Consider the following 16144-nt stretch of genomic DNA (forward strand, 5'->3'; position numbering starts at 1 on the left):
CGGCGCGCCGAGCATATGCTCTATCCGCGGCGTCTAGCGTCGGCGCCACGAAACAGGGGAACCGCGGGTGTACGACTACATCATCATCGGCGCAGGCTCGGCGGGCTGCGTGCTGGCCAACCGGCTCAGCGAGGATCGCGACTGCAAGGTGCTGCTGATCGAGGCCGGGCCACGCGATCGCAATCCCTTCATCCACATGCCGGCGGGCCTGGCGCGACTGGCCGGCAACCGCCGCATCAACTGGAACTACCTCACCGCGCCGGAGCCGGCCTTGAACGACCGGCGCCTGTGGTGGCCGCGCGGCAAGGTGCTGGGCGGCTCCAGTTCGATCAACGCGATGTGCTACGTGCGCGGCGTGGCGGCCGACTACGACGACTGGGCCGCCGACGGCGCCGAGGGCTGGGACTGGCGCGGCGTGCTGCCCTATTTCCGGCGCAGCGAACGCAACAGCCGCGGCGGCGATGCGCTGCACGGCGGCGACGGGCCGCTGCACGTGTCCGATCTGCGCTACCACAACCCGCTCTCGGACGTGTTCATCGCCGCCGGGCAGCAGGCCGGCTTCGCCCACAACCCCGATTTCAACGGACCGCAGCAACAGGGCGTGGGCCTGTACCAGGTCACCCAGAAGAACGGCGCGCGCTGCTCGGCGGCGGTCGCCTACCTGGCCCCGGCGCAGGCGCGCGACAACCTGCAGGTGATCACCGACGCGCTGGTGCTGCGCCTGCTGGTCGAGGGCGAGCGCGTGGTCGGCGTGGCCTATGCGCAGCGCGGCAGCGAGGTGCATGCGCGCGCCGCGCGCGAGGTGCTGCTCAGCGCCGGCGCGGTGAACTCGCCGCAGTTGCTGATGCTGTCGGGCATCGGCCCGGCCGACGAACTGCGACGCCACGGCATCGCGGTGCGCCTGGACCAGCCGCAGGTCGGCGCCAACCTGCAGGACCACCTGGACGTGTGCACGCTGTACCGCACCCGCCCGGGCATCAGCTACGACCGCCGCAACCAGCTGAAGATCGCCTTCGACTATTTCCTGCGCGGCCACCGCGGCGCCGGCAGCAGCAACATCGCCGAGGCCGGCGGCTTCATCCGCTCGCCGCTGGCGCCGGACGCGCGCGCCGACATCCAGCTGCATTTCGTGCCGGCGATGCTCGACGACCACGGCCGCAACCGCCTGCCCGGCGACGGCTTCACCCTGCACGCCTGCCACCTGCAGCCGCGCAGCCGTGGCCGCCTGTCGCTCAACGACGCCGACCCGCGCACGCCGGCACGGCTGCAGGCGAACTACCTCAGCGATCCCGACGGCTTCGACCTGCGCATGCTGGTGGAATGCGCGCGCCTGGCGCGGCGCATCCTGCAGCAGCCGGCGTTCGATCCCTGGCGCGGCGCGCCGCTGCTGCCGGCGCGCGAGGACCTGGACGAGGCCGGCCTGATCGCCTACATCCGCGCCAAGGCCGAGACCATCTACCACCCGATCGGCACCTGCCGGATGGGCAACGATGCGCAGGCGGTGGTCGATCCGCAGCTGCGCCTGCGCGGGCTGGAAGGCGTGCGCGTGGTCGACGCGTCGGTGATGCCGCGCCTGGTCAGCGGCAACACCAACGGCCCGACGATGATGATCGCCGAACGCGCCGCGGACCTGATCCGCGGCCGCAGCGCGCTGCGCGACTGAGCCGCCGCGCCGGCGCGCGCTGCCGCCGGCCGCGTTTCAGCGCGCGCGCCCGGCCAGCCACACGCCCAGCGCCGCCAGCGCGAAGCCGCACAGCTTCAGCGCGGTCAGGTGCTCGCCGAGCAGCACATGGCCGAACACCGCGGTCACCGGCGGCATCAGGAAGAACAGGCTCGCCACCTGCGTGGCCGCACCGCGCCGCAGCAGCAGGAACAGCAGCGCGAAGCCGCCGATCGAATTGACCAGCACCAGCCATGCCATCGCCGCGACGAAGCCGTCGCTGGCCTGGAAGCGGAAGCCTTCCCACGCCGCCAGCGGCAGCAGCACCAGCGTCGCGGCCGCGTTCTGCACCGCCAGCCCGACGCGCAGGTCGAGCTGCGCGGCATGCCGCTTCTGGTACAGGGTGCCGGCCGCGATGCCGAACAGGCCCACCAGCAACGCCAGCCAGCCGCCCCACGGGGTGGCGCCGTCGATGCGGTCGGCGGCGACCGTGGTGACGCCGGCGAAGCCCAGCGCCATGCCCAGCCACTGCGCGGCGCGCAGCCGCTGGCCGCCCCACCACGGGCTGGCCCAGGCCACCAGCAACGGCATCGCCCCGATCACCAGCGCGGCCACGCCCGAGCCGGTGCCCAGCGCGAACGCCGCGTACACCCCGCCGAACTGCAAGGCCAGCATCAACACCCCGGCCACCGCGCTGCGTGCCAGCTCCTGCCGCGGCAGCGCCCGCAAGCGCGTGGGGCCGGCGGCCAGCGCGAAGCACACCGCGGTGAGGCCGAAGCGCCACAGCAGCGCGGTGAACGGCGCGGCATGCGCCACCACCTGCTTGCCGGCGATGTAGCCGGTACACCAGACCAGCACGAAGGCCAGGCCCAGCCAGGTCGCGGCGGCGGGCGCCGCACGCGCGGTGGGGATCGGGGGAAGGTCGGGATCGGGCATGCGGCATGATCCCGCAGCCGCGCGGCGACGTCACTGTGGGCAACGGTTCAGCCAGGCCCGCGGGCGGTCGCAGCGGCTTCGGCACATCGGTTGCATGCGTTTCCAGGCATACGTTACGCCGTCGCGGCAGCCGCTGCGGACGGCGCACTGCCGGCCGTGTCGGCCCGGCAAAATCACCAGCAGGATCAAGACGATGCCCATTCATCTTCTCCCGGTTTGTGCAATGGCGAAAAGCGGCGCTAGAATCGGTTTCGGCAGTACCTCACAGGCCACACGCGCGATGAAACAGAACAGCAGGCACCGGCTCCTTCGACCGGTGGCAACCGGGTTGCTCGGGGCATTGCTGCCCTTTGCGATGTCCTCCACCGCGCAGACGCCGGCGCCGTCGCAGCCGCTGCCGCCGCCGATCTACACCGAAGCCACGCGCTACACCTCGCCGACCCAGCCGCTGCCGTACCGCGCCTCGCTGCCGGACAGCAAGGTGATGCCGCTGGCCACGGACTTCGATGTCGCCAGCCTGGAAGCGATGGCCGAGCAGCTCACCTACGGCGAGCGCGTGCCCGGCCTGGCGGTGGCGATCGTGCACAACGGCCAGGTGGTCAGCGCGCGCGGCTACGGCGTCACCGACGTCAACCGCCCCGAGCCGGTCGATGCGCACACCGTGTTCCGCCTGGCCTCGCTGTCCAAGGCCTTCGCCGGCACCATGGCCGGCCTGCTGGTCAACGACGGCACCCTGCGCTGGGACAGCAAGGTCACCGACTACGTGCCCGGCTTCCAGCTCAGCGATCCGGTCGCCACCCGCCAGTTGAACGTGGCCGACCTGCTCAGCCATCGCGTCGGCCTGACCTACAACGCCTACGACCGCGACGTCGAATCCAACGCCGACTACTACACGCTCAGCCACAAGCTCGCCTACGCCCCGCTCAAGTGCGCGCCGGGCGAGTGCTACGCCTACCAGAACGTCGCCTTCAGCCTGATCGGCGACGTGGTGTTCGCCGCCTCCGGCAGCTTCTACGAGCAGTCGGTGGAGCGCCGCATCTTCAAGCCGCTGGGCATGAACGACGCCAGCATGGGCCTGGCCGGCATCCAGGCCAGCCCGCGCTGGGCGCGCCCGCACGTGCGCAGCCGCAACGGCTGGGTGTCGCTGATGCCCAAGCCCACCTACTACCGGCTGGCCCCGGCCGCCGGCGTCAACGCCAGCATCAGCGACATGGCGCAGTGGCTGATCGCGCAGACCGGGCATCGTCCGGACGTGCTGCCTGCGCCGCTGCTGGCGACGCTGCACGCGCCGCTGATCCTCACCCCCGGCGAGATGCGCTCGGGCTGGCGCCGCGAGCGGGTCAACTCGGCCAGCTACGCGCTGGGCTGGCGCGTGTTCGATTACTCGGGCCACCAGGTGGTGTTCCATGCCGGCGCCGTGCAGGGCTATCGCGGCCTGGTCGCGCTGGTGCCGGAACGCGACCTGGGCGTGGCGATCCTGTGGAACGGCGAGAGCGGCCTGCCTTCCGGCCTGCTGCCGACCATCCTCGACCGCGCGATCGGCCTGCCGACGCAGCGCTGGCTGGACGTGGATACCGACTTCGGCAGCGACAACATGATGGCCGAGCGCCCGGATCCGAAGGACAAGAAGGGCGCGTCCGCGTCCAAGTCGGTCGCCTCGCCGCACTGACGCAGACGGTCTCCTGATGGATTCGGTGGAAGGCGGCGCGAGCCGCCTTTCTGCTGTCTGCGCGCTGCCTTCGCGGGAGATGCACGGCAGGAGCGGCTTCACCGCGACGAGATCCGATGGCGACGCAAGCCGGCGACTTCGCCTGATCGGGCCTTGATGAAACCGCTGGGATACGGTCGCGGCTGAAGCCGCTCCTACAGAGGAGCAGCGCGCGGCACAGGCTCGGCCACCCGGAAGCGTTTGAAGCCGTCGGCTGAAACGCCTTGACTGCGTCGGCCATCGTGTGTCGCCACCACCGCCGCTGCGGACACTCGCGCAGATGTCCCCTCAAGCGGAGCAGATGTCCCCTCAAGCGGATAAGCCCCTCTCCCGCCGGGAGAGGGGTTGGGGTGAGGGTCCGGGCGAAGCCTCGCGGCAAGAGGTTGCTGTGAGGATCGGGGTGAAGCCTCCCGTCAGCGAGTGCGCCTGGCGATGCACATCGCCTCGCTGCATAACCCGCGCTACGCACGCCTCCTCATCCGGAGCTTCGCGCCACCGTTCCCCGAAAAGGGGTGCTGGTCCCGACGGGCGAGGTGGCAGAGTGGTTATGCAGCGGACTGCAAATCCGGGGACGCCGGTTCAATTCCGACCCAGGTCGCCACGAATGGAGATCAGTCAGTCAGGCAAGGCAGCAGGTCGACTCTGCCGCGATGGTTTTGCCTGTACGCCAGCGCCGGCTTTTCCACGCTCGCACGCTCCGCGCATCGAGCGCATCGAGCGCGGCAAGCGGCGCATGGAACATGGCGCGGCTGGTCTAAAACGCCAAGGCTGCAGCGCCGGCATGGCAGCACTGTCGGAATGCCATTGCGCAAACCAAGGAGAAGCCGAACGAACCGGCGAACCTCGCCTGCGACAGCGAAGCAGCCGCTTGGCGGACGCGCGGCATCGTCACTGCCGGGGAAAGAAGTCCGAATTCGGTGCAGTTCGGGCACGCATCAGGCGGCGACGGAATGCGACGGCGGCCAACAGCGTCAGCTCGGGACTGGCCACGGTGCAGGCAACGCGTCGGTGGCAGGTAGGCGGATGACACGTCAGCGGCACATCGACGTCCTGGCAAGCAGCTCGCCGCGGCGACGGCAACCGGTCGCCCATAAAAAAGCTCCCTCCCCGCTGGGCACCGGGGAGAGAGCTTAGGTACGGCTATCGGGATGTATCAGATCAGATCAGCGGCGCGGGCGTTGCCGGCAGTGCGACCGGAGCGGTCTTCTTCTTGCGGGCAGCCGGCTTCTTCTTCGCGACGGCCTTCTTGGCGACAGCCTTCTTCGCGGCCGGCTTCTTGGCAGCCGACTTCTTGACCGCCTTCTTCGCCGTGGCCTTCTTCGCGGTCTTCTTTACCGCCTTCTTCGCGGTAGCCTTCTTCGCGGTCTTCTTGGCGGCGGTCTTCTTGGTCGCTGCCTTCTTCGCGGTCTTCTTTACCGCCTTCTTGGCGGTGGTCTTCTTGGTGGTGGCCTTCTTGACGGCCTTCTTCACCTTGGCGACCTTCTTGGCGACTTTCTTGGCAGCCTTCTTGACCGCCTTCTTTACCGAGATCTTCTTCGCTGCCGGCTTCTTGGCGGCAGTCTTCTTGACCGCTTTCTTAGCGGCCGGCTTCTTTTTCGCAGCTTTTTTCGTGGCCATGGGATGGCTCCTCGTCAGTGAACTATGGATTGAAAACGCCCAGTTAAAGCAAACCCGCGGCGATGGTCCGCCTGCAGGATCCGCCGGCGCGTAGTGCGGGCCGGGTCGGATACAGAAACACCCGTACCGAAACTCGATACGGGTGCCGTGCCGGGGGAGACGTTGCGTTTCTCGGAGGGAAGCGACACCTGATCCACCATCATCGGGTTCCTGGCGGATGTCCAAGTTGTGCTTCGCGGTTTGATGTCGATCCGATTCACTCGCTTTCGCAGCAACGTCTGCTGGGCGAAACCTAATCACGCTTTTTTTTACTGTCAACAGTTCTACGCAATTTTTTTTCAGGCGTCGCGTGCCGCGACCATGCCGATCGCCGCGATCGGCAGCCCTCCGACCTCGACAACCGCAGCCGCCAAACCCGCAGCGAATCTTCGGCGCAAACAAAAACAGCGGTAATTCCCGTGCTTTTTTGCAACAGGCCAACGCGAGCGGCAGTTTGGCGCGCGGCCATGCCGAGCGTGGGCGGCAGCGAAGCGCGAGCGCGCGAGCCTGTCCGCAAGCTGAAAAAAACTTTTCGCGGCATGCGCCGTTCCGGCATCGCACAAGAGCAAATGCGCAAAACTGCGCAAACTTTTTCGCGCTGTTCGGCGCTTGTCGGCGCGTTGCGTGCGTCGCCACGCAGCGCATCGCGGCGGCGCGCGATGCCGCTGCGACGTCCGCTCGCCGCGCTGCGTTCCTCACCATCGCGTCACGCGCACGCGGCCGGCGCGTCGTGTTCCATCGCGCCATCGCGTCCGCTGCCGAGCGCGCCGTCGCAGCGTCGGCACCGCTGCATGCCGCATGCGCGTCGCCGCGGCGAACACGTTCCGATCAGACGAACGCGGCATCTCTGCCGACTGCTCGGACTGCACCGGATGCGATCGTCGTCCGGAGATGCTCTGCGCGCGCCTCCCGAGTGCGATGCGCTGCGGCGCGCATCACCGCCAAAAATCCGACGCGACATCCGCTCGTCTCGCCGCGTCGTCCCGCGGCATCGCCTCGACCGGTGGCGACGGCGGCGGACGCAGCGAAGCGCGCGTCGCGCCTGCGGTCGCCTGCGCCAAGTCGGCCTTCCACTGTGCGCCGCGTGCGTCGTTCGCGACGCGCCGATCCGCCAGCCGTCGAGAGCATCGCCCGCTCCGTGATACGCCACCGCCCCGTTCCGCCGCCCCAAACGAAAACCGGCCGCACAAGGCGGCCGGTTCGGCTGTCGCGACGAGGGGGCTCGGCTCAGTGGCCGTCTTCCTCGAGCAGTTCGGCGTAGTCGTCGGGGGTCAGCAGCTCGTTCAACTGCTCCTGGTCGGCGATCTCCAGCACGAAGATCCAGCCTTCGCCGTAGGCGTCCTCGTTGATCGTCTCCGGCTTGTCGCTGAGCGCGGCGTTGACCTCGACCACCTTGCCGGTGAGCGGGCTGTACACGTCCGATGCGGCCTTGACCGACTCGACCACGGCCACGCCGTTGCCGGCGACGACGTCGTCGCCGACGTTGGGCAGCTCGACGTAGACCAGGTCGCCGAGCAGGCCCTGGGCATGGTCGGAAATGCCGATGGTGACGCGACCGTTGCCTTCGACGCGCGCCCATTCATGGGACTTGAGGAATTTGAGGTCGCCAGGGATCTCGCTCATGGGGCTGCTCCGGAAAAGACGATGTCGGGGATGGGTGGCTAGTGTAGCGAACCGGATGCCCCGCAACGACGTCGCGGGCGCATCGCGGCGACCGGCGGCTCAGCCGAGAATGCCGGGCTGGACCTGGCCTTCGCGCACGAACGGGAACTTGACCACGCGCACCGGCACCTCCTTGCCGCGGATGTCCACCCGCACCTCGCCCGGCGCACCGGCCGGCACGCGCGCGAACGCGATCGCCTTGCCCAGCGTCGGCGAGAACGTGCCGGACAGGATCTCGCCCTCGCCCTGCGCGGTGAGCACCTTCTGGCCGTGGCGCAACACGCCCTTGTCGTCCATCACCAGGCCGATCATCTGCCGCGGCGCACCGTTGGCCTTGTGCGCTTCGAGCACGTCGCGGCCGATGAACACGCGACCCTCGTCCAGCGTCACGGTCCAGGCCAGCGCCGCTTCGTACGGCGACACGGTCTCGTCCATGTCCTGCCCATACAGGTTCATGCCGGCCTCCAGGCGCAGCGTGTCGCGCGCGCCCAGGCCGGCCGGCTTGACCCCCGCCTGCAGCAGCGCGTCCCAGAACGCCACGGCCTGCTGCTGCGGCAGCACGATCTCGAAGCCGTCCTCGCCGGTGTAGCCGGTGCGCGCGACGAACAGCGCCACGCTGTCGGCCGAGGTCGCCTCGAACGCGGCGAAGCGGCCCAGCTTCTGCACCGCGGCGCGATCGTCCTCGCGCAGCAGGCCGATCACCTTGGCGCGCGCGTTGGGACCCTGCACCGCGATCATCGCGAAGTCCTCGCGCTCGCGCACCTCCACGCCAAACGCCTGCGCCTGCTCGCCGATCCAGGCCAGGTCCTTGACCCGGGTGGCGGCGTTGACCACCAGGCGGAAGAACGTGTCGGACATGTAATAGACGATCAGGTCGTCGATCACCCCGCCCTGCGGGTTGAGCATGCAGGTGTACAACGCCTTGCCCGGCTGCTTCAGCTTGTCCACCGAGTTGGCCAGCAGGTGGCGCAGGAAGCCGCGTACCTGGCTGCCGTGCAGGTCGACCACGGTCATGTGGCTGACGTCGAACATGCCCGCGTCGCTGCGCACCTGGTGGTGTTCGTCGATCTGCGAGCCGTAGTGGATCGGCATGTCCCAGCCGCCGAAGTCGACCATCTTGGCGCCGAGGGCGCGATGGCTGTCGTTGAGGATGGTCTTCTGGGTCATGGCGCGGGTCCGTGAGTAAAGTCGCCCATTATCGCCGGCCGTGCGGGGGATAAGGAATGGGACTCGGGACTCGGGACTCGGGACTCGGGACTCGGGACTCGGGACTCGGGACTCGGGACTCGGGACGGCAGGATGCTGTCCGAGGGTAAATCGCTGTCAAGCGATTTGATGCAAAAAGGCCGCTTTCTCTTAGAAAAAAGCGCCCCCTTTTTTGCAACTCTGGCGCAGCCGCTTTTCTGTAGGAGGGGCTTCAGCCCCGACGCCTTACCGGTAACGCGTCGGGGCTGAAGCCCCTCCTACAGAAACGCGCAAATGCGGCGAACTTGCGAAAATCCCGAGTCCCGAGTCCCGAGTCCCGAGCCTCACTCCGCCTGCACCAACAACGTCATCCCATCCACCCCGACGATGCGTACCGCGCTGCCGGCCGGCAGGTCGGGGCCGCCGACCACCCAGAACGCGTCGTCGACCTTGGCGCGGCCGCGGCCGGCCTGGATCGGCTGATCCAGGGTCACCACGCGGCCGATCAGTTGCTCGGCGCGGCGGTTGAGCAACGGCCGGTCGCTGGCCCGGTCGCGGCCGCGGAACCAGGTGCGGTACACCTGGATCGAGACGAAGCTGAGCACCACGAACGCGCCGATCTGCAGCAGCAGCGAGACATCCGGCAGGACCAGCACGGCGACGAACACCGCCGCGGCGGCGAAGCCCATCCACAGCATGAACGCGCCCGGCGCCAGCGCCTCGGCCGCGAACAGCAGCAAGGTCAGCGCGCCCCACGCCACCACCTCCGCGCGCATGGCTCAGACTCCGCTGCGCGGCGGCATGCCGCGCGGCACCGCCGGCGGCGCGGACTGCTGCTTGCTCAGCGCCTCGCGCGCCAGTTCGCCGATGCCGGCGATCGAGCCGATGATGCCGCTGGACTCCATCGGCATCAGCACGAACTTCTGGTTCGGCGCGGTGGCCAGTTCCTTGAACGCCTCCACGTACTTCTGCGCGATGAAGTAGTTGATCGCCTGCACGTCGCCCTCGGCGATCGCCTTGGACACCATCGTGGTGGCGCGCGCTTCGGCCTCGGCCAGGCGCTCGCGCGCCTCGGCGTCGCGGAACGCGGCCTCCTTGCGGCCTTCGGCCTCCAGCACCGCCGCCTGCTTCTCGCCCTCGGCGCGCAGGATCTCCGACTGCCGCGAACCCTCCGCTTCGAGGATCTGCGCGCGCTTCTCGCGCTCGGCCTTCATCTGCCGCGCCATCGAATCGATCAGGTCGCGCGGCGGCTGGATGTCGCGGATCTCGATGCGGGTGACCTTGATCCCCCACGGGTTGGTCGCATGGTCGACCACGCTGAGCAGCTGCGCGTTGATGGTCTCGCGCTGGCTCAGCGATTCGTCCAGGTCCATCGAGCCGATCACGGTGCGGATGTTGGTCTGCACCAGCGCGATGGTCGCGATCTCCAGGTTCGACACTTCATAGGCGGCCTTGGCCGCGTCCAGCACCTGGAAGAACACCACCCCGTCCACGCGCACCACCGCGTTGTCCTTGGTGATCACGTCCTGGCTGGGCACGTCCAGCACCTGCTCCATCATGTTGACCTTGCGGCCCACGCCGTAGACCACCGGGATCAGGAAGTGCAGGCCCGGCGACAAGGTATGGGTGTAGCGGCCGAAGCGCTCCACCGTCCACTGGAAACCCTGCGGCACCATGCGCACGGTCTTGAACAGCACGATCACGCCCGCGACCAGGATCACCAGCGCGAGGAAATAGGTGGACGGCATCGATTTGCTCCATGTAACCGAAAGGGTCTATCCGGCGAGTATAGCGAGCGCCCAGGACGCACCGGCTACCAGCGGATGCGCCCGAGCAGCATGTCCTTGAACATGACCCAGTCGCCGGCGAACGAGTACAGCGGGTGGCGGAAGGTGGCCGGGCGGTTCTTCTCGAAGAAGAAATGCCCGATCCAGGCGCAGCCGTAGCCGCACAGCGGCGCGGCCCACAGCCAACGCGGCCGCCCGGTGCAGATCGCCAAGAGCACCGCCAGCAGGACCGCGGCGCTGCCGACGAAATGCAGGCGGCGCGACAGCGGATGCCGGTGCTCGCTCAAATAGAACGGATAGAACTCGCGGAAGCTGGCGAAACGCCGCATGCGGTGGCCCTCCCGAGGCAACGCAGGCAGCCAGCATACGCCGCGCTGGCGCCTACATTAAAGAAGAGAGTATCGGCGCCCGGCGTAGCCGGCCACCGCCGGCAGCGCCCCCCCCCAGTGCGGTCACGCACGCAGCAGCGTCGAGCGCGCCTGCGAATACGGAGCGCCGCCTCGCCACAGCCCACCGCCATCGCGCCGAAGATCGCGGCGCACGGCAGGCGCCGATCCCGCGCGCCGCACGTGCGTCAGCCCTGCCGCGGCGCGAACATGATCACCGCCATGCCGAGCAGGCACAGGCCGGCGCCGAGCAGGTCCCAGCGCGTGGGCCGGATCGATTCCACCGCCCACAGCCACAGCAGCGCCACCGCGATGTAGACGCCGCCGTAGGCGGCATAGACGCGGCCGCTGGCTTGCGGATGCACGCTCAGCAGCCAGACGAATGCGGCCAGGCTGGCGGCCGCCGGCAGCAACAGCCACGCGCTGCGCTGCTCGCGCAGCCACAGGTACGGCAGATAGCAGCCGACGATCTCGGCCAGCGCGGTCAGCACGAACAGCAGCAGCGTCTTCACTGCGCCGCGTCGCGTTCCTGGCGCTTGGCGCGTTGCCAGTACGCTTCCTGCTGCTCCAGCGACAGCCCGTCCAGCGCGCCGCCGTCGTGCTGCGCCAGCCGTTCCATCGCGCGGAAGCGGCGTTCGAACTTCTGGTTGGCATGGCGCAGCGCAGCACCGACATCGACCTGCGCGTGGCGCGCCAGATTGGCGCAGACGAACAGCAGGTCGCCGATCTCGTCCTGCAGCCGCGCCTGGTTGTCCTGCACCGCGCCGCGCGCGAACTCCACGCGTACCTCTTCCAGTTCTTCCTGCAGCTTGTCCAGCACCGGGTCGGGGCCAGGCCAGTCGAAGCCGACCCGCGCCGCGCGCGCCTGCAGCTTCACCGCACGCTGCCATTCCGGCAGGCCGCGCGCGATCCCGGCCAGCGCCGAACCGTCGGTCTTGCCGGCCGCGGCGCGCTCGTCGCGCTTGATCTGTTCCCAGTTCAGCGTCTGCTGCTCGGCGTCGGCGACCTGGCTGTCGCCAAACACGTGCGGATGCCGGCGCACCATCTTGTCGCAGATCGCCGCGACCACGTCGTCGAAGCCGAAGGCGCCCTGCTCGCGCGCCATCTGCGCATGGAACACCACCTGCAGCAGCAGGTCGCCGAGTTCGTCCTTCAGTTCGCCCAGGTCGTTGCGGTCAATCGCGTCGGCCACCTCGTACGCTTCTTCGATCGTGTACGCGGCGATGCTGGCAAAATCCTGCTCCAGGTCCCAGGGGCAGCCGTGCTCGCGGTCGCGCAGGCGCGCCATGATCTCGAGCAGGGCGGGAAGGTCGTAGCGGGCTGCGGTCACAGGGTCGTTCCAATGCGACGGCCACGGCGCCGCCAGGCGGTTAGTTTGGCAGAGCGGCCGGCGCGGCGGGCGCCACGCGGCACGGCACCTGGCGGCGCGCGGCGTTCGCCGCACGCGAGGCCCGGCGCCGTTGTCCGCGCATCTTCGTCATGGCGTTTGCCGGCCGCTGGCGCGCGTCGCCGCGCGCCAGCCGCAGCGGCGACGTCCGTACCGCGACCGCCTGCGGCGGCAGCGCCCGCTCAGCCCAGCCAGTTGCGCCACGGCAGCGCCGGATCGCCCAGCGCCATGAAGTCGCCGTTGAGCAGCGATTCGCGGCGGTTGTAGCGGAACGGCTTGCCGGTGGCGGCGGCGAGCAGCGCGCCGCCGGCGGACTGCAGCACGCACTGGCCGGCCGCGGTGTCCCATTCGGAGGTCGGGCCGAAGCGCGGGTACACGTCCAGCTCGCCGTCGGCGATGCGGCAGAACTTCAGCGACGAGCCCTGCGCGACCGTCTCGATCTCGCCCATGCGCAGCAGCAACGCATCGGTGCGCGGATCGCGGTGCGAGCGGCTGGCGGCCACCCGCAGCGGCGCGCTGGCCGGGCGCCGCGTGGCCAGGGCGGTGTCGCGGAAGCCTTCGCGGCGGTACGCCTGCTCGCCGCGCACCGCGTGCCAGACGCGGCCGTCGACCGGCGCCTGGACCACGCCGAACACCGGTGCGCCCTGGTGGATCAGCGCGATGTTGACGCTGAACTCGCCGTTGCGCTTGACGAATTCGCGGGTGCCGTCGAGCGGGTCCACCAGCCAGTAGCTGGTCCAGTGCTCGCGCACCTCCCACGGAATGTGCGCCGACTCCTCGGACAGCACCGGCAGGTCCGGGGTCAGCCGCTCCAGGCCTTCGACGATGATCCGGTGCGCGGCCAGGTCGGCCTGGGTCAGCGGGCTGGCGTCGGCCTTGTGCTCGACCTCGAAGCCGGTGGCGTAGACGGCCATGATCGCCGCGGCGGCGTCGATGGCGATGGCGATGACGGTTTCGCGCAGGTCTGCGGTGATGCGGATCATCCGGCGCGACCCAACCACTCGCGGGCGATGAACAGCGCCGCCAGCGAACGCCCTTCGGAAAAATCCTCACGCAACATCAGTTGATCCAGCTCAGCCAGTTTCCAAGGCACCACTTCAAGTTCCTCCGGCTCGTCGCCGGCCAGTTTTTCGGGATAGAGGTCTTGCGCCAGCACCAGCCACGATTGGTGGCTCATGTAGGTCGGCGCCAGGGTCATCGCGCGCAGCACCTGCAGCTGCCGGGCGCCGTAGCCGGCCTCTTCCTTGAGTTCGCGGTCGGCCGCCTGCAGCGGCGTCTCGCCTGCATCGATACGGCCTTTGACCAGGCCCAGCTCGTAGCGGTGCACGCCGGCGGCGTACTCGCGCACCAGCAGCACGGTCTGCGCGTCCAGCATCGGCACCACCACCACCGCGCCGTGGCCGGGGGATTTGAGCCGGTGGAACACGCGCCGTTCGCCGTTGCTGAACTCCAGGTCCAGTTCCTCGACCTTGCGCTCGGCGGCGGACTCGCTGCGCTCGCGCAGCGCATGGATGATCGGCAACGGACGGCTCACGCTGCCGCCCCGCGGCGCGGCGCGGCATCGGCCGATAGAATGCACGGAGCGAAGAACCTGTTCATGAGCGCGAAATGCTAACAGACCTGACCGCATCACAGACTGCCGCAACCTGGCGGCAACGCGACCTGGCGGTGCTGTGGCATCCCTGCACGCAGATGCGCGAGCACCCGGACACCCTGCCGCTGCTGCCGATCGCGCGCGGCGAAGGCGCCTGGCTGATCGATCACGAGGGCAACCGCTACCTGGACGCGGTGAGCAGCTGGTGGACCAATCTGTTCGGCCACAGCGAGCCGCGCATCGCCGCGGCCATCGCCGCGCAGGCCACGCAGCTGGAACAGGTGATGCTGGCCGGCTTCAGTCACGCCCCGGCGGTGGAACTGGCCGAGCAGCTGCTGGCGCTGGCGCCGCGCCAGGACGGGCGCGCGCCGCTGGCCAAGGTGTTCTATGCCGACAACGGCTCGGCCGGGGTCGAAGTGGCGCTGAAGATGGCCTTCCACTATTTCCACAACCGCGGCGAGACCCGGCGCACCCGCTTCGTCGCGCTGGAGAACGGCTACCACGGCGAGACCATCGGCGCGCTGGCGGTCGGCGACATCCCGCTGTACCGGCGGGTGTATGCGCCGCTGCTGGCCGAGGCGCTGTTCGCGCCCTCGCCCGACGCCTACCTGGCCGCGCCCGGGCAGACCGTGCGCGAGCGCGCCGACGCCGCCGCCGATGCGCTGGCCGACCTGTTCGACCGCCATCCGGGCGAGATCTGCGCGGTGATCCTGGAGCCGCGCCTGCAGTGCGCCGGCGGCATGCGCATGCACGACCCCGCCTATCTGCGCCGCGCGCGCGAACTGTGCGACGCCAACGGCGCGTTCCTGATCGCCGACGAGATCGCCACCGGCTTCGGCCGCACCGGCACCCTGTTCGCCTGCGAGCAGGCCGGGGTGATGCCGGACCTGCTGTGCCTGTCCAAGGGGCTGACCGGCGGCTTCCTGCCGCTGTCGGCGGTGCTGGCCACGCAACACTTATATGACGCCTTCCTCGACGACAGCCGCGAGCGCGCCTTCCTGCATTCGCACAGCTACACCGGCAATCCGCTGGCCTGCGCCGCCGCGCTGGCGTGCCTGCGGATCTTCCAGCAGGACGACGTGATCGTGCGCAACCGCGGCACCGCCGAGACCATGCGCGCGCTGTCGGCGCCGTTCAACGACCATCCGCACGTGGCCGACGTGCGCCAGGCCGGGATGGTGGTCGCGTTCGAACTGAGCCGCGACGGCGACAAGCGCACGCCGTTCGCGGCCGGTGCGCGGGTAGGCCTGTGCGCGTACCGCGCCGCCCTGCAGCGCGGCGTGGTGCTGCGCCCGCTCGGCGACGTGCTGTACTGGATGCCGCCGTACTGCGTGGACAACGAGCAGTTGGCGCTGCTGGCCGAGACCACCCTGGCCGCGATCGACGAGGCCGTCGCATGCGCCTGACCCGCTGCCATGTCGATGTGCCGCTGCGCGCCGGCGACGACCTGATCCTCCCCGAGGACGTCGCCGGGCACCTGCTGCGCGTGCTGCGGTTGCGCGAGGGCGACCGCTGCGTGCTGTTCAACGGCGACGGCTGCGACTACGACGCCGAACTGCTGCAGGTCGGCAAGCGCGGCGCCAGCGCGCGGATCGGCGCGGCGCGGCCGGCGGACAACGAATCGCCGCTGGCGATCACCCTGCTGCAGGGCGTGGCCCGCGGCGAAAAGATGGACCTGATCCTGCAGAAGGCGACCGAGCTGGGCGTGGCCGCAATCGTGCCGGTGTGGGCCGAGCGCACCGAAGTGAAGCTGGATGCCGCGCGCGTGGACAAGCGCGTGGCGCACTGGCGCAGCGTCGTGGTCGCGGCCTGCGAGCAGTCCGGCCGTGCGCGCGTGCCCGACCTGGCCGCGCCGCTGGCGCTGGCCGATGCAGCGCGCAGCGTCGCCGCCACGCAACTCAAGCTCACCCTCGACCCGCAGGGCGAGCACCGTCTGCGCACGCTGGAGATCGACGGCCAGGCCGCGACGATCGCGATCGGCCCGGAAGGCGGCTGGTCGCCACGCGACCGCGCCACCCTGCAGGCCGCCGGCTTCGCCGGCCTGCGCCTGGGGCCGCGCATCCTGCGCACCGAGACCGCGGGCCTGGCCGCGATCGCGGCACTGCAGGCGCATGGCGGCGACCTGTGAACTGATGCACACAATCGCGTAGACATCGGCTACGGAAGGGACCGTCCCGAACGGC

14 protein-coding genes and 1 pseudogene are annotated in these 16144 nt (G+C 69.6%); 5 read left to right on the forward strand and 10 right to left on the reverse strand.

Annotated elements, in window-relative coordinates; genetic code table 11:
* Positions 1–67 precede the first annotated feature (67 nt).
* Complete coding sequence (locus tag NUG20_RS15375) at positions 68–1663, forward strand: GMC family oxidoreductase (protein WP_263395310.1); 1596 nt, start codon at positions 68–70, stop codon at positions 1661–1663.
* Positions 1664–1699: 36 nt separating this feature from the next.
* On the opposite strand, the gene NUG20_RS15380 is transcribed toward NUG20_RS15375, so the two are convergent.
* A complete protein-coding gene (locus NUG20_RS15380) occupies positions 1700–2596 on the reverse strand; it encodes a DMT family transporter (protein WP_263395311.1) in 897 nt (298 codons plus the stop codon).
* A 280-nt stretch (positions 2597–2876) separates the two neighbouring features.
* Between NUG20_RS15380 and NUG20_RS15385 the strand changes: the two genes are divergently transcribed.
* Positions 2877–4265 carry a serine hydrolase domain-containing protein gene (locus NUG20_RS15385; RefSeq protein ID WP_263395312.1) on the forward strand — a complete coding sequence of 463 codons (1389 nt, stop codon included), beginning with the start codon at positions 2877–2879 and terminating at the stop codon, positions 4263–4265.
* Positions 4266–5514: 1249 nt separating this feature from the next.
* Positions 5515–5922: pseudogene (locus NUG20_RS21865) on the forward strand (hypothetical protein); the annotation flags it as partial.
* A 1265-nt stretch (positions 5923–7187) separates the two neighbouring features.
* Here the strand turns inward: NUG20_RS21865 and gcvH are convergent.
* From gcvH to nudE, 9 genes are all read right to left on the reverse strand, one after another.
* A complete protein-coding gene (gene gcvH / locus NUG20_RS15395; protein WP_263395314.1) occupies positions 7188–7583 on the reverse strand; it encodes a glycine cleavage system protein GcvH in 396 nt (131 codons plus the stop codon).
* Between the two features lie 99 nt (positions 7584–7682).
* Positions 7683–8789, reverse strand: a complete 1107-nt coding sequence (gene gcvT, locus NUG20_RS15400) for a glycine cleavage system aminomethyltransferase GcvT (protein WP_263395315.1) — start codon at positions 8787–8789, stop codon at positions 7683–7685.
* A gap of 362 nt (positions 8790–9151) precedes the next feature.
* A complete protein-coding gene (locus tag NUG20_RS15405; RefSeq protein WP_263395316.1) occupies positions 9152–9583 on the reverse strand; it encodes an NfeD family protein in 432 nt (143 codons plus the stop codon).
* A gap of 3 nt (positions 9584–9586) precedes the next feature.
* Entirely contained in the window at positions 9587–10555 is a 969-nt protein-coding gene (locus NUG20_RS15410; protein WP_263395317.1) for an SPFH domain-containing protein, read from the reverse strand.
* A gap of 65 nt (positions 10556–10620) precedes the next feature.
* Positions 10621–10923 carry an Mpo1-like protein gene (locus tag NUG20_RS15415; RefSeq protein ID WP_263395318.1) on the reverse strand — a complete coding sequence of 101 codons (303 nt, stop codon included), beginning with the start codon at positions 10921–10923 and terminating at the stop codon, positions 10621–10623.
* 245 nt (positions 10924–11168) lie between these two features.
* Entirely contained in the window at positions 11169–11492 is a 324-nt protein-coding gene (locus NUG20_RS15420; RefSeq protein WP_263395319.1) for a YnfA family protein, read from the reverse strand.
* Positions 11489–12268, reverse strand: coding sequence for a nucleoside triphosphate pyrophosphohydrolase (mazG, locus tag NUG20_RS15425; protein ID WP_263398500.1), 780 nt, complete (start codon positions 12266–12268; stop codon positions 11489–11491). Before mazG ends, NUG20_RS15420 begins: the two co-directional genes overlap by 4 nt.
* A 281-nt stretch (positions 12269–12549) precedes the next feature.
* Positions 12550–13350 (reverse strand): 3'(2'),5'-bisphosphate nucleotidase CysQ, encoded by an 801-nt coding sequence (cysQ, locus tag NUG20_RS15430; protein WP_263395320.1) that lies wholly within the window; start codon positions 13348–13350, stop codon positions 12550–12552.
* Positions 13347–13901: an ADP compounds hydrolase NudE gene (gene nudE / locus NUG20_RS15435; protein ID WP_263395321.1), complete on the reverse strand. Its 555-nt coding sequence runs from the start codon at positions 13899–13901 to the stop codon at positions 13347–13349. Before nudE ends, cysQ begins: the two co-directional genes overlap by 4 nt.
* Before the next feature lie 74 nt (positions 13902–13975).
* Here nudE and bioA point away from each other — a divergent pair, with 74 nt between their 5' ends.
* Positions 13976–15367: an adenosylmethionine--8-amino-7-oxononanoate transaminase gene (gene bioA / locus NUG20_RS15440; protein ID WP_263395322.1), complete on the forward strand. Its 1392-nt coding sequence runs from the start codon at positions 13976–13978 to the stop codon at positions 15365–15367.
* Positions 15358–16089, forward strand: a complete 732-nt coding sequence (locus tag NUG20_RS15445) for a 16S rRNA (uracil(1498)-N(3))-methyltransferase (protein WP_263395323.1) — start codon at positions 15358–15360, stop codon at positions 16087–16089. The genes bioA and NUG20_RS15445 overlap by 10 nt, the downstream gene beginning before the upstream one ends.
* Positions 16090–16144 lie beyond the last annotated feature (55 nt).

The sequence above is a fragment of the Xanthomonas sp. CFBP 8443 genome, assembly GCF_025666195.1.
Taxonomy (GTDB): domain Bacteria; phylum Pseudomonadota; class Gammaproteobacteria; order Xanthomonadales; family Xanthomonadaceae; genus Xanthomonas_A.

Excerpts from the sequence above, each read along its gene's own strand:
- NUG20_RS15380 (WP_263395311.1), bottom strand. The coding sequence starts at position 2,596 with ATGCCCGATCCCGACCTTCCCCCGATCCCCACCGCGCGTGCGGCGCCC.
- NUG20_RS15385 (WP_263395312.1), top strand. The coding sequence starts at position 2,877 with ATGAAACAGAACAGCAGGCACCGGCTCCTTCGACCGGTGGCAACCGGG.
- gcvH (WP_263395314.1), bottom strand. The coding sequence starts at position 7,583 with ATGAGCGAGATCCCTGGCGACCTCAAATTCCTCAAGTCCCATGAATGG.
- gcvT (WP_263395315.1), bottom strand. The coding sequence starts at position 8,789 with ATGACCCAGAAGACCATCCTCAACGACAGCCATCGCGCCCTCGGCGCC.
- NUG20_RS15405 (WP_263395316.1), bottom strand. The coding sequence starts at position 9,583 with ATGCGCGCGGAGGTGGTGGCGTGGGGCGCGCTGACCTTGCTGCTGTTC.
- NUG20_RS15410 (WP_263395317.1), bottom strand. The coding sequence starts at position 10,555 with ATGCCGTCCACCTATTTCCTCGCGCTGGTGATCCTGGTCGCGGGCGTG.
- NUG20_RS15415 (WP_263395318.1), bottom strand. The coding sequence starts at position 10,923 with ATGCGGCGTTTCGCCAGCTTCCGCGAGTTCTATCCGTTCTATTTGAGC.
- mazG (WP_263398500.1), bottom strand. The coding sequence starts at position 12,268 with ATGGCGCGCCTGCGCGACCGCGAGCACGGCTGCCCCTGGGACCTGGAG.
- cysQ (WP_263395320.1), bottom strand. The coding sequence starts at position 13,350 with ATGATCCGCATCACCGCAGACCTGCGCGAAACCGTCATCGCCATCGCC.
- bioA (WP_263395322.1), top strand. The coding sequence starts at position 13,976 with ATGCTAACAGACCTGACCGCATCACAGACTGCCGCAACCTGGCGGCAA.
- NUG20_RS15445 (WP_263395323.1), top strand. The coding sequence starts at position 15,358 with ATGCGCCTGACCCGCTGCCATGTCGATGTGCCGCTGCGCGCCGGCGAC.